The sequence below is a fragment of the Jannaschia sp. R86511 genome (assembly GCF_042466345.1).
In the GTDB taxonomy this organism is placed as follows: Bacteria; Actinomycetota; Actinomycetes; order Actinomycetales; family JBBAYJ01; genus Aquipuribacter.
Map to the genome: position 1 here is coordinate 1,223,193 of NZ_JAXHCD010000001.1, position 12,535 is coordinate 1,235,727.

At 67.8% G+C, this 12,535-nt stretch carries 15 protein-coding genes; 14 read left to right on the plus strand and 1 reads right to left on the minus strand.

All coding sequences use genetic code 11. From position 1 onward, the window contains the following. Positions 1-17 precede the first annotated feature (17 nt). The 5 genes from SJY06_RS06020 to SJY06_RS06040 all read left to right on the plus strand — a co-directional run bounded on the left by SJY06_RS06020 (position 18) and on the right by SJY06_RS06040 (position 5,819). The gene (locus SJY06_RS06020) at positions 18-341 is read left to right on the plus strand and encodes a hypothetical protein (RefSeq protein ID WP_380165629.1); all 324 of its coding nucleotides are present in this window, start codon (positions 18-20) and stop codon (positions 339-341) included. After that, a complete protein-coding gene (locus SJY06_RS06025; RefSeq protein WP_380165631.1) occupies positions 341-1,612 on the plus strand; it encodes a C40 family peptidase in 1,272 nt (423 codons plus the stop codon). The genes SJY06_RS06020 and SJY06_RS06025 overlap by 1 nt, the downstream gene beginning before the upstream one ends. After that, positions 1,606-1,914 (plus strand): hypothetical protein, encoded by a 309-nt coding sequence (locus tag SJY06_RS06030; RefSeq protein ID WP_380165633.1) that lies wholly within the window; start codon positions 1,606-1,608, stop codon positions 1,912-1,914. The genes SJY06_RS06025 and SJY06_RS06030 overlap by 7 nt, the downstream gene beginning before the upstream one ends. Positions 1,915-2,423: 509 nt before the next feature. Continuing rightward, positions 2,424-4,052, plus strand: coding sequence for a hypothetical protein (locus tag SJY06_RS06035; RefSeq protein ID WP_380165635.1), 1,629 nt, complete (start codon positions 2,424-2,426; stop codon positions 4,050-4,052). An 849-nt stretch (positions 4,053-4,901) separates the two neighbouring features. Then, on the plus strand, positions 4,902-5,819 hold the full coding sequence (locus tag SJY06_RS06040; protein WP_380165637.1) for a hypothetical protein: 918 nt from the start codon (positions 4,902-4,904) through the stop codon (positions 5,817-5,819). Positions 5,820-5,850: 31 nt separating this feature from the next. Here SJY06_RS06040 and SJY06_RS06045 read toward each other — a convergent pair whose 3' ends face one another. Then, positions 5,851-6,279, minus strand: coding sequence for an NUDIX hydrolase (locus SJY06_RS06045; protein ID WP_380165639.1), 429 nt, complete (start codon positions 6,277-6,279; stop codon positions 5,851-5,853). 59 nt (positions 6,280-6,338) lie between these two features. Here SJY06_RS06045 and SJY06_RS06050 point away from each other — a divergent pair, with 59 nt between their 5' ends. From SJY06_RS06050 to SJY06_RS06090, 9 genes are all read left to right on the plus strand, one after another. Continuing rightward, positions 6,339-7,109, plus strand: a complete 771-nt coding sequence (locus SJY06_RS06050; RefSeq protein ID WP_380165641.1) for a GntR family transcriptional regulator — start codon at positions 6,339-6,341, stop codon at positions 7,107-7,109. 102 nt (positions 7,110-7,211) lie between these two features. Beyond that, positions 7,212-7,688, plus strand: coding sequence for a hypothetical protein (locus SJY06_RS06055; protein ID WP_380165644.1), 477 nt, complete (start codon positions 7,212-7,214; stop codon positions 7,686-7,688). 149 nt (positions 7,689-7,837) lie between these two features. After that, positions 7,838-8,161, plus strand: a complete 324-nt coding sequence (locus tag SJY06_RS06060) for a hypothetical protein (RefSeq protein WP_380165646.1) — start codon at positions 7,838-7,840, stop codon at positions 8,159-8,161. Beyond that, positions 8,154-8,411 carry a hypothetical protein gene (locus SJY06_RS06065; protein WP_380165648.1) on the plus strand — a complete coding sequence of 86 codons (258 nt, stop codon included), beginning with the start codon at positions 8,154-8,156 and terminating at the stop codon, positions 8,409-8,411. Before SJY06_RS06060 ends, SJY06_RS06065 begins: the two co-directional genes overlap by 8 nt. Continuing rightward, entirely contained in the window at positions 8,408-8,686 is a 279-nt protein-coding gene (locus SJY06_RS06070; RefSeq protein WP_380165650.1) for a hypothetical protein, read from the plus strand. Before SJY06_RS06065 ends, SJY06_RS06070 begins: the two co-directional genes overlap by 4 nt. Next, entirely contained in the window at positions 8,683-10,059 is a 1,377-nt protein-coding gene (locus SJY06_RS06075; RefSeq protein WP_380165652.1) for an FtsK/SpoIIIE domain-containing protein, read from the plus strand. The genes SJY06_RS06070 and SJY06_RS06075 overlap by 4 nt, the downstream gene beginning before the upstream one ends. Then, complete coding sequence (locus SJY06_RS06080; RefSeq protein WP_380165654.1) at positions 10,056-11,915, plus strand: replication initiator; 1,860 nt, start codon at positions 10,056-10,058, stop codon at positions 11,913-11,915. The genes SJY06_RS06075 and SJY06_RS06080 overlap by 4 nt, the downstream gene beginning before the upstream one ends. Next, positions 11,905-12,171, plus strand: coding sequence for a helix-turn-helix domain-containing protein (locus SJY06_RS06085; RefSeq protein WP_380165656.1), 267 nt, complete (start codon positions 11,905-11,907; stop codon positions 12,169-12,171). Before SJY06_RS06080 ends, SJY06_RS06085 begins: the two co-directional genes overlap by 11 nt. Further along, entirely contained in the window at positions 12,164-12,376 is a 213-nt protein-coding gene (locus tag SJY06_RS06090; protein WP_380165658.1) for a helix-turn-helix transcriptional regulator, read from the plus strand. Before SJY06_RS06085 ends, SJY06_RS06090 begins: the two co-directional genes overlap by 8 nt. Positions 12,377-12,535 lie beyond the last annotated feature (159 nt).

The following is a 12,535-nucleotide window of genomic DNA, read 5'->3' on the forward strand; positions in this document are numbered from 1 at the left end:
CAGCGTCGGTGACGCCGGTGGAGCAGCTGACCACCGACGTCCTTGCACTCGAGGCAATCACCGCCTGGCAAGCACCGACCGACCAGGCCCGCACCGACGCGCTCACCTCACTCGCCACCACCGAGTACCAAGACGCGGCCCGCACCATCGACGCCACACGCGTCCCCAGCGCCGCCCCCTTAACCGTGCGCACCCGAGTTGAGGCAGACGGCCAAGCCCTCGTCGACGTCGAGCTCGAGGACGGCACCGACCTGGCCCTAGTCCTCAGACTCGAGCAGGACCGCTGGCTGCTTCACGACTTGCGACCCGTCACCGCCGCGGAGGACGGGGGAGCGCCCTGATGTGGCACACCCTCGCGCTGCACGTGGCCACGTCCTTGCCCTGGGGCAAGATCATCGCCGTCATAGTCGGCGTCCAGGTCCTCGTCGCCGGCACCGCCGCGCTGATGATCTACGGCGTCATGGTCGAGGAAGAACCGACCGACACCCGCGGCGAGTGCCGCGTCACCGTCAACCCCACAGGCGTCGACGTCGGCGGCCTCGACGACATCCAGCTTGGCCACGCCGCCACCATCGTCCGCATCGGTCAAGAACGCGGCCTACCCGGCCAGGCCATTCGCATCGCTCTCGCCGTCGCTGCCCAGGAGTCCAAGTTCCGCAACTACGCCAACGACGGCACCGGCCAACTCCGCCCCGACCAGCGCGACGTCTCCCTCTCCCTCGCCTACCCCCACGACGCCGTCGGCCGCGACCACGGCTCCGTCAACGTCTTCCAGCAGCAGTACCCCTGGTGGGGCGACCTCGACCAGCTCATGAACCCCGAGTACGCCGCCGGCGAGTTCTACGACACCCTCCTCACCGTCACTGGCTGGGAACAGATGCCCCTCACCGTCGCGGCCCAACGCGTGCAGCGCTCCGCCTTCCCCAACGCCTACGCCCAGTGGGAGCCACTCGCCGGCGAGCTGCTCACCGCCCTCACCGGCGGCACGACACCCGCGGCCGGTGTGCCCGCGAGCGGCCTCGAGCAGACCTACCAGGACGCGACCGGCCGCTGCGAGGACCGAGCCGTACCCGCCAACTTCACCGCCCTACCCGGAGCCGACGTGGGCGAGGTCGCGGTCAACGTCGCCGCCTCGTGGATCGGCACGCCCTACTCCTGGGGAGGAGGCACCACCACCGGCCCCAGCGAAGTCTTCGCCCAGGGCGCCGGCATCGTCGGCTTCGACTGTTCCGGACTCATCCTGCACGCCTGGTACCAGGCCGCCGGCATCACACTCCCGCACTCGTCCGTCGCCATCGAAGCCATGTCGACACCCGTGCCCGCCTCCCAGGCACGCGCCGGCGACATCCTGTCGTTCGCCACCGCTGGGGGCTCCCGGGTCAGCCACGACGGCCTCTTCGACGGCCGCGGCGGCATGATCCACGCGCCCCGAACCGGCAAGACCGTCGAGTACGTCCCCGACGTCCTCAACGACCCGTACTGGTCCGGCAAGCTCGTCAGCATCACCCGCCCGCCCCTGTCCTCCGCCGACCGGCAAGCCCCACGGGACCTGGCCATGACCTCCGCCCTCTGGCCCACGTCAGCCCCCGCTTCTACGGTGGACGCATGGTGACGGAGCCGGTGTATCCCGAGGTCGCCCCCAATGGCGCTCTCGTCGTGCCCGTGCGGCCTCCCGCGGCTCGCGAGGCGGTGGCCGTGGTCGACTACCAGGGAACCGTCCGGGGGCAGCGAGTAGTCGTGCTGCAAGCTACGGAGTGGGTCTTCGACGTCCGGGCCGTCAGCGAGGCTTATAAGGACGACCGTGGCCGCACCGTAGTGGACGTGGCCTCCGAACAGGCCTTTTACACCGCTGACTCGCCACCGGCGACGACCTTGAACGCGGAGATCGTCTTCGTCGAGAGACCATCGCTCTGACCTACGCATCACGAGAAGGGTTTCAGGGTCTGCCGGGTTGACGCCCGGCGGCTGACCTGTCCGTTTGTCAATGTCAACCGCCGTGCGTTGATGGCTGCGTCGAGGTCGATCCCTGTACCTGGGGGGCATGGGGTCTGACCCCAACTCTGGTGGTGTGGGTGGTGATCCCGTCGCGTCGGCCAGCTGGGCCGTGAGCCGGCCCGGTGGTGGTCTGTCCAGGATGACGTGGTCACCGCGTAGCGGCCGTAGGTCCTGGACGGGCCGGCGCCGGGGTGGCTGGCCTGTGGCTGGTTGTCGCGTCGGGGTCGCCGCCATGGTGACCTTCTGTGCATCCCGGAGCCGAGGCCCGGGGCGGAGCCCCCCCCCTGAAGAACGGCGCACCTGCAGCGCAGTAGGCGCGGGCGCCCGCTTGTCAGGCGGCGTCTGTGTGTGCGTCTTGCCGCCTTGGAGGTGTCGGGACATCGCCGGATTTCTCGGGCTGAGGATGCAGGAGGCCCTAGGGTCGACGGGTGGGCGGAAACCTCCTGGACTTCAACCGGTCGCTGAACCTGATACCGAAGCGGGCGGAGCAGCGGCAGAGTGAACGGCTCCGAGAGACGTTCGTAGACTCTGGGGTCGCTGCTGCTTTGGAGGCGACGGACCATCAAGTCGTGTACGGGCGGCGAGGAACGGGCAAGACCCACGCGCTCCGCTACCTGGAGGCGGAACTTGCTGCGCAAGGGGATCTGGCCATATATCTTGATTTGCGAACGATCGGGTCGGCTCGCGATCTCTTCTCGCAAGAGAGCGGGGACATCACCCAACGCACGACTCGGTTCATATCCGACATGTTGGCAGTGTTCCATGACGCCGTGGTCGGTTACGTACTCGACTCCAGCATGATTGATGATAGTCGAGTGGTGCGTGGCCTAGATCTGTTAGAGAAGTCATTGACTAACTTCGTGGTCGAAGGTGCGGTGCGTCTCGAGACGCAGGAGATGACAAGTCAAAGTCGTGAGAGCGCGGCTGGGGGGCGGCTGGCGCAGTCACCCTCATTCGAGCTCCGGGCCGGGGCCAATCAAAGTGTGTCATTGAGTGGGACGACGGAGACCCAAGGAACGACGCGGCAGCGGTTCAACTTCAGCGAGGTCACTGCCGCGCTTCGCGACCTCGAAGACAGCCTTCAGGGACGCCGCATCTGGCTGCTTCTCGACGAGTGGAGTTCTCTTCCCACGGAACTGCAGCCATTCCTGGGTGAGTTCTTGGTTCGAAGCGTCTTGCCGCTGCGCTCATTCACGGTCAAGATCGCGGCTATCGAGCAACAAAGCAACTTTCGGACTTTCCTTGCGTCTGGAGATTCTGTTGGCCTAGAGCTGGGTGCCGACATGGCGGCCAATCTCGACCTCGACGACTTCATGGTCTTCGAGCAGAACGAGCAGCACGCACGGACGTTCTTCCTCGGGTTGTTCTTCAAGCACCTAACTCTCGGGAGTGATGACGACCTCAAGGTCGGCGGTTTAACCCGCGAGCGAGACGTAATTCGACTGGGATTCACCGATGCTCGCGCGTTTGACGAGCTGGTTCGCGCGGCGGAGGGCGTTCCGCGAGATGCCATCAATATCGCGGCCAAGGCGGCACTTCGAGCTCGAGACCGTGTCATCTCGGTCAACGACGTACGCTTTGCCGCGCGGTCTTGGTATCAGACCGACAAGGAGGCCGCCCTCAAGGGGCATCCGAGCGCCCCGGATCTCCTGAATTGGGTGATCGATACGGTCATTGGTCATAGGCGGGCTCGAGGCTTCCTCGTAAACCAAGTGGACGCTGAGAACGAACTACTAGGCCGGCTCTACGACTCACGAGTCCTTCACGTCGTGAGGCGGGGGTACTCGGCGCAGGACGCCCCCGGGGAGCGATACGACGTATGGGTCATTGATTACGGTGCCTACGTCGACCTCTTGCAGACCAAGAGTCAGCCGCAGGGCCTGCTTCCCCTCGCAGGCGCCGATGGGGCGGACGAGTACACCAACTTGGAAGTGCCGGTACAGGATCTACGTTCGATACGAAGGGCTATCCTTCGCCTCGCGGACTTTGAAGCCGCGCGCACGCCGGAGGTTCGCCACAGGTCTGAGGGTGCTGAGTCGCCAGAGGCGTTCCTCTGACTGTACTGAGACCTCGGCTCGTTCAAGCGACCGGGGACGGCACTCGTCGGCGGCGCGAACGGCGCCTGCGCCGCACGCGCAAGCCGCCGACGAGTGCCGCGCCCGGGGCCGCGCACGGCGCGGCCCTTGATCTTTGTACTGATTGATTCGGCAGTGCTACCAACTGAGACCGCTACACGCCGACTAGCGAAGGGGGAAGTGAGTGGTGAGTCTGCGCGAACTGGTCGAAACGGCGCGGAGTCAGGGATGGGCGTCTGCCCACATGCCGCTGGCCACGTTGACCCTCCAAGCGCAGTGGGGGTCACTAGAGCCGATCCTGAGCACGCGAAGCCGTGAACTGCACGAGGTGCTCAGACCGGTCGAGGCGGAGCAGGCGCCTAAACGGTCCCTAAGCGCGACTACGGGTCTAGGCCCACAGCCGTTGCATTCAGATGGGGCTCACCTTGAGCGACCGCCAGACGTGGTGGTCCTCGCCGCCAACCGACCAACACCGGTCTCGACTTTGCTTTGGCGAGCCGAACCATCCAGACTCGCCCCGGTGCGTGAGGAACTTGAGCACGGTCTTTTTCTCGTCAATGACGGGAAGAGGCAATTTCTCGCACCAGCTCTCGCCCGGGGCAGGCTCAGATTTGACCCAGGTTGTATGTCACCTTTGGACTCGCGCGCTCGTCGTGTGAAATTGTTCTTTGAGGGCCAACCTTCTGACGCGACTCGTTTCGATTGGAGCGCGGAAAACATGGTCTTGGTCATAAACAACATGACTATGCTCCATGCGCGTGCCGACGCTTCTGACGATCCAAGGCGCGAATTGACGCGACTACAGTTCCACATAAGAAGGCGGGCTGAGATATGACTACGCCCTATGATGATGAAGCGCTGTGGATGAAAGCGAAGTTGTTCGTCAGCCGCGCCATGGAGGGCGAATTCGACCGGTCTTTCGACGAGCAAGCCTTGTGGGCTTCGCTCGCGCTTGAGTTGCTCGCAAAGGCTGCTTTAGCCAGACAATCGCCCCTACTAATCGCGGTTCCGACGGAGGATGGAAGCAATGTCTTAATTGCCCTTGGTCTCACCAGTGGAGTTGCGAGGTTCGAGTCTGTGTCGGCCAAGACCCTATATTCGCGGTGCGAAAGGGCCTTTAGGCCATTTAGCAAGCCTGAAGCCGACAAAATTACGTTCGCGCGTAACGAATACTTGCATGGATCAACGCCAGGCTTCACGCTGATGCCGCCTGCGGCGTGGTGGCCGAAATTTTGGGCATTAGCTGTAATCCTCGTTGGGGCTTGCGACAAAGAAATCGATGATCTGGTGGGCCCTTCTCGTTTGGCCGTGGTGAACAAGCACCTGGAGCAGAACAAGAAGAATGTTGAGCATCGCACTGAGATGCTGCTCGATCGCGCTAGACAACGACGGGCGCAGTTTGAGGCAGGGACACTGCCCGCAAAGGTGGCCTCGCAGTGGAAGCCTGGCCAGTTGTTGACGGCCGGTCTGAAGCACTCGGGGAACGCTGGCTGCCCCGCATGCGGTCGAGATGGGGTGATCGAGGGCAACGAAGTGACGGACGTCGAGACCGAGTACCTGCAAATTGCTGAGAACGACTACGACGTCTTGGTGTCTCTCACTGTGGAGTCAGAGTACTTCAGTTGCGCTAGCTGTGGTCTGGTTCTGGATGAATATGAACTGCTGATGGAGGCGGAAGTGCCGTCCGATTTTCGGACTGATGGTGATAGCGGCGATATAGATCGTGAGGAAGAGTATGGAAACGATTAGCTTGCTCGCAGGCTCCTCGCCTACACCCAACTTACGTCAAGTTCCTTCCGTCGTGCGTTCTGTGACGCGGCAAGGCTCCTAGTGCGTCGTGAACTCTGATGGCGTAACTTTCTGTTAGCAAGGTGTCGACGTCCGATACCGATATCCATCTAGTGGCGAGAGCTTCTTCCGTGACGACGGCATCGGTGGTACGGCCTACGAGGTGGCACCTAAAGACGAGAGCCACTATCCCTCTCGTCATGTTCTTATAGGCACCCGTGAGCCTCTCGACTTCAACTTGGACGCCGGTCTCTTCGAGCACCTCCCGCGCGACTCCTGCTTCGAAGCTCTCGTTCAACTCCAACACACCGCCGGGTGGTTCCCAGTAGCCGTTGTCGCGTCGCTGGATCACCAGGACCCGACCATCGCCGTCGACGACGATGCCGGCGACGCTGACGGAGTGCTTCGGGGTGTCGGTCACGCTGGTACCTCCTGTGTGCCAGGCTACCCAGAGGACTAGACAAGTTGCGGAGGTTGTAGGTGGCGTTGCGGGCGGTGGACGATGCCGCACCCGAACCTGGTTTCCTGCAGATCGCCCGGCAGCTGCGGCAGGAGATCCGGTCCGGCGCCTACCCGCCCGGCAGCAAGTTGCCGTCCGAGACCGAGTTGACGCGGACGTTCGGCGTGGCCCGTATGACCGTCCGTGGGGGCATCGCTGAGCTGCGCAGCGAGGGTCTGGTCGTGTCCGAGCAGGGCAGGGGAGTGTTTGTCCGCGCTCGCCCGCCCGTGCGGAGGCTGGCCGCCGACCGCTTTGCCCGTCGACACCGCGATGCCGGCCGGGCCGCGTTCCTGGCCGAGGCGGACCAGGTCGGTTCAACCCCCGCTGTCGACGAGGTAGTCGTCGACACCGCCGGCGCACCCGACCGTGTCGCGTCACTGCTGGGTGTCGAGGGAGACGTGCTCCGGCGGTCCCGGCGGTACCTGCTGGACGGTCAGCCGGTCGAGACCGCGGTGTCCTACATCCCGCTGGACCTGGCGCAGGGAACCAAGATCGCCGACCTGGACACCGGTCCGGGCGGCATCTACGCCCGCCTGGAAGAGCTGGGCCACGAGCTCGCCCACTTCACCGAGGAAGTGGGCGCGCGCATGCCGACACCGGCGGAGCGAGAGCGGCTGCAGCTCACCGCCGGCGTTCCGGTCATCACGCTGCTGCGCACCGCCTACGACACGGCTGGCCGCGCCGTCGAGGTCTGCGACACCGTGAAGTCGGCGCAGAGCTACGTGCTCGAGTACCTCGTCGACGCCACCTAACCGGGGTTCTCCACAAGCAACTCAACCCCTTGACTCAACTCATCTAGATGGGTGTACCTTCGTCATCGCCCTACTCATCTAGACAAGTGGAAGGAGCGGGTCATGGCGATGCCAAGCGGTATCCCGATCGATCACGGGACAGCGTTCCCCAACGGAGCGTTCGTGATCGGTGAGGTCACCCCGGTCGAGGACTACGACGCGGTCAAGGCCGCCCGGGAGTCCGGCCGCCCGGGGGACGTGCAGAGCAGGGACAAGAACACCGGCAAGCGGATGTGGGCGGTGCGCGTCGTCGACGCCGACGACCTCGTCCGCAAGGGCCAGGCCGAGGTGACCGTCAAGGTCATCGCCGACGTCCAGCCCGTACCGCCCGAGCAGGCCCCCGGCGTGCCGTTCCGGCCCGTCTACTTCGAGGGCCTCACCGCCACCGCGTGGGTCGACACCAACCGCGCCCGTCCGCGTCTCGCCTGGTCGTTCAAGGCGACCAGCATGCGCGCCCCCGGCCGCAGCGAGACCCCCACCCCGGGCCAGCGGCCCAGCACCACGCCCACCACGGGCACCGGCGGCGACAAGGCTGCCTGACGCACCCTGCACCAGGGACGTCCGCACACCCCCGGTGCCCGTCGTCGAGCCGAGGCCACGACGGGCACCGGGACCCCACCCCTACCGCGCACCCGCGCCACCGACACGGCATCGCCGCCCACCGGGCGGCACAGGTGAAGGAGTGGACCATGACCGACAGCCTCAGCGGCTACACCCCCGTCAACGTCAGCCGCCTGACCAACTACGACGACCACCCCTGGCGCGCCACCCGCGAGGCCGCCGAGTGGGCCCGGGCGTTGAGCTGCACCATCGAAGACCTACCCGACGAGCTGCTGCGGGTGTGGAAGCGGATTGATTGGCTCGGCAACGAGGTCTGGGCCTTCCACGCCCTCATGCTCGACGTGCCCGACGACTCCATCCCGCGGATCCTCAGCGCCGCCGCCGCGCAGCTGTCCGACCCGCTGCTGTCGGTCGAGGCCGTCATGCGCCGCGCCGGAGCCCACGTTGGCTGACATCGACCGCGTCCTGTCCTGGGCCGTGGACAGCACCGGCACCGGCACCGCCGAAGCGGCCCACCACGAGACCCGACGCATGCTCACCCTGACCCGCAGCCTCGTCGAGGACTTCAAAGCCTGCTCCCGCAAGATGCTCGAGTACCCCGACGCCGACGTCCGCTCCTCCGCCCGTCGCGTCGCCGCCGCCCTCGCCGACTGCGAGGACGCCCTCTACGAGGCCCTCCGCGACATCGAGCACCACACATGACCGGCGACCAGAACGAGACCTCGCAGCACGAGGCCTACGTGCAGCACTGGCTCGACGCCCTCGACTGCCAGACCCGCGAGCAGGCCAACGTCACTCTGGCCCGCCTCATCGGCCAGACCGACCAGTGGCGCTGGGACCTGCTCGAGCTGTCCAAGCAGGTCGCCGGCGCACCCGAGCACGGCCTCGCCGACCACGCCCGGAAGGTCGCCACCGAGTGTGACGCCCTCTACTGGCACCTCACCATCGCCAGCGCCGCCCTGAGGAACGGCTCATGAACGCTGCCCTGGTCGACGCCGCCACCTGGGCTGGTGTCGCCTTCTTCGTGCTGGTGGGGACGCTGCTGCTGTGGGCCGTCGTCCACCGCCGGTCGTTCCGCGCCGGACCGGGACGGGTGCTCGGCTCCGCGTGGGCGCACCACGTCGTCTACGGACCCCGCTGGCCCGCCCTGGCCCGCCGGCACGGGCTGGCCGCCTCCGACCGGGTCGACGACCGGAGGCCCCACCGCGACGACCGGTCCGGCTCGCGTCCCGCAGCACCACGGGTCGAGCTCGTCCGCCTACGGTCCGTCCGACGGGAAGCCGGCCGCGACCGGCTACGCCTGGCCTTGCCCAGCGGCATCAGCCCGGACGACGTCCGCGATGCGAGCGACTCCCTCGCCCACGCCCTGCGCGCCCGCAGCTGCACCGTCCGCGCCGACCGCCCCGGGCAGGTCTGGCTCGACGTCCGCCGCCGCGACCACCTCACCGCTGTGGTCCCAAGTCGCATGCCCGGCGCGATGACCACCGAGGAGGCCCGGCAGCTCCTCGACGGCGTCGTGGTTGGCCGCGACGAGAACGGCCACCCCTGGTGCACCCCCGTCCGCGGCAGCCACACTCTCATCGCCGGCACCACCGGCTCGGGCAAGAGCAGCCTGCTGTGGTCCCTCGTCTGCGGCCTGCTGCCGGTCGTCGATGCCCGCCTGCTCCACCTGACCTGGCTCGACCCCAAAGGCGGCATGGAAGCCGACGCCGCCCGCCTCGTCGCCAACGTCGTCGACCGCGTCGATGAGATGGCCGACCACCTTGAAGACCTAGTCACCGACCTCGACGCCCGCGCCGCCCAGCTCGCCGGCACCGTCCGCACCCACCACGCCACCCCGGCAAGTCCGCACCACCTCATCGTCATCGACGAGCTCGCCACCATCACCGCCCTCGCCGACGCCAAGACCGCCCGCCGCGTCGAAGCCGCCCTCGGCGCCCTGCTCTCCCGCGGCCGCGCCGTCGGCTTCACCGTCATCACCACCACCGTCGACCCCGGCAAGGACGTCGTCCGCTGGCGCGGCCTGCACGCCACCCGCGTCGCCTTCCGCCTCGACGAACCCATCCAGGTCGACATGGTCCTCGGCGACGGCGCCCGCCAACGCGGAGCCCGCTGCGACGAGATCAGCCTCGCCCAGGCCGGCGTCGCCTACGTTCGCGTCGACGGCCACCCCGACCCGGTGCGCGTCCGCGCCGCCTACCTCGACGACAACACCATCCGCGACCGGATCACAGCCTCCGCCCACCTCCCTGCGGCCACGGGCACAACCGCGCTCCCGGACGAAGGGGTGCGCCCCGCCGTCGACGCTGTCGACGAGGACGGGACCGCCGACGCGGAGGTTCTCCGATGAGCACCGCGCCGACCGACCGGGTCCCCCTCGTCACCCCCGGGTCCGGCACCCGCGCCGACCGGATGAGCCAGCCCGCCGCCGCCGAGCTGCTCCGCGACGTCGCTGCCAGCAACGGCGTCTGCATCCGACCCGTCACCCTCAAGGTCCTCGACGAGACCACGGGGCGAACCGATTACGTCGACGTCCCCTGTGGTTCCACCCGCGAAGCCGTCTGCCGCGCCTGTGCCGCGAAGGCCAAGGCCCTGCGAATCACCCAGTGCCGAGAAGGCTGGCACCGCGACACCGAACCCTGGGACGAACGCGACCCCGAACCCGTCGAGCGCGACCTCGTTCTCGTCCGCGCCGACGTCACCGCCGAACGCGACCGCAGCTCCGCCACCGGCGACGACATCGAGGCCGACGCCGCAGTAGCCGCCCTGGACGCCGTCGACGCCGACCTCGCTGCTGGGGGAGTCCGCGGTCACCTCGAGCCCGCCACCGCCCGCCGCCGGTCGAGGTCCACGCGCCGTCGTGACGACGCCCCAGACCTGCCGCGGAAAGCCTCCAACGGCTCCACCCTCGGGCGCACCTTCATCGCCCAGGGCGACCGCGTCTACCGGCCCAGCATGTTCGTCACCGTCACCCTGCCCTCCTATGGCCCCGTCCACGCCGACGGCACCCCCCGCCGACCCGGCACCTACGACTACGCCGCCCAGGCCAGGGACAACCTCACCTTCTCCCGCCTGCTCGACCGGCTCGTGCAGAACCTCCGCCGCGTCGCCGGCTACGACATCCAGTACTTCGCCACCATCGAGCCCCAGCGCCGCGGCGCCCTCCACGCCCACTTCGCCATCCGCGGCACCCTGCCCCGCGCCCTGCTCCGCCAGGTCATCGACGCTACCTACCACCAGGTCTGGTGGCCACGCACCCACACCGTCACACACGACGACCAGCACCCACCCGTCTGGGTGCCCGACGACCCCGACGCCACCGACGGCGACCCCCACCACCGCGACGGCCACTATGTCGACGCCGACACCGGCGAACAGCTGCCCACCTGGGACGAGGCCGTTGACGCCGTCACCGAACCCCTCTACGTCACCCGCTTCGGCAGCGTCGCCGACATGCGCGGCATCCTCACCGGCACCCCCGAGGCCGACCGACGCATCGGCTACCTCTGCAAGTACCTCACCAAGAGCATCGACGCCGCCATGGACCACCCCGCCGCCGACCCTGACGACGGCGCCGACGACACCCAGAGCACGTCGCCGGCCATGGCCCGCCGCGCTGCGCACGTCGACCGCCTCGTCGAGGCTCTCCGGTACGAGCCGTGCTCACCGACCTGCGCCAACTGGCTCCGCTACGGCGTCCAGCCCCGCAACGCCCGACCCCGGATGCGCGCCGGCGCCTGCCGCTCCAAGGCCCACAGCCGCACCCACCTCGGCCACGCCGGCCGCCGCGTCCTCGTCTCCCGCCGCTGGAGCGGCAAGACCCTCACCGACCACCGCGCCGACCGTGCCGCCTTCGTCCGCGCCGTCCTCCTCGACGCCGCCGACCGCGAGGCCGAAGAGCAGGTCGCCGCTAGCCGCCGGGGGCCTGTGGACGAGCCCGACGAGCACGATCAGTCCGGGGATACCGTGCCGGAGACTGCGCGACCGGACCGTTCGCCCGGCTGGTCCGTCAGGCCTCCCGACCGGCTCGATGAGGACGGTCAGCCCCGCCGCTTGGTGTGGCAGCTCGCCAAGCGGACGGACCCCGTCCCGCCGCTGGCCACCCGCCTGCTCCACGCCGTCGCCAACCGCGACCTCTGGCGACGTCAGTACGACGAGGCCATGGCTCGAGCGCAGCTCACCGAGGAGGACGCCGATGTCGCCTGATCCTCAGCCGGCCCCGCGGCTCTGGTCCACCCAGGACCTGGCCGACTACCTCGGCGTCACCGTCCAAACCATCCACGCCATGCGCCGCCGCGGCGAAGGGCCACCCACCTACCGCGTCGGCAAGGTTCTGCGCTTCGACCCTGACGAGGTGCGGGGCTGGCTGCACCGCGACGCACTCGAGCAGCCGCCCAACTCCGAGCAGACGCCGGATGTCGTCGAGCTCGCGCTCCACCGAGAGGAGACCCATCGTGCCTGACGCCATCATTCACAGTTCATCCCGGTCCATCGGGGCCGAGCCTCTGTGGCGCATCGGTGACGTCGCCACGTTCCTCGGGGTGCCGGTGGCCACGCTCTACCAGTGGCGACGCCTCGGCAGCGGACCGCCCGCCTACCGGCTCGGCAAGCACCTGCGCTACCGCCGGTTCGAGGTCGAAGCCTGGCTCGCCAAGCAAGGAGGCTGAGATGGGCAATGTCGCCAAGCGCCCCGACGGACGCTGGCGCGCCCGCTACCGCGACCCCTCCGGCAAGGAGCGCGCCAAGCACTTCGACCGCAAGCTCGACGCCCAACGCTGGCTTGCCACCGTCGAGGTCGCCGTCGGACGAGGGGAGTGGCTCGACCC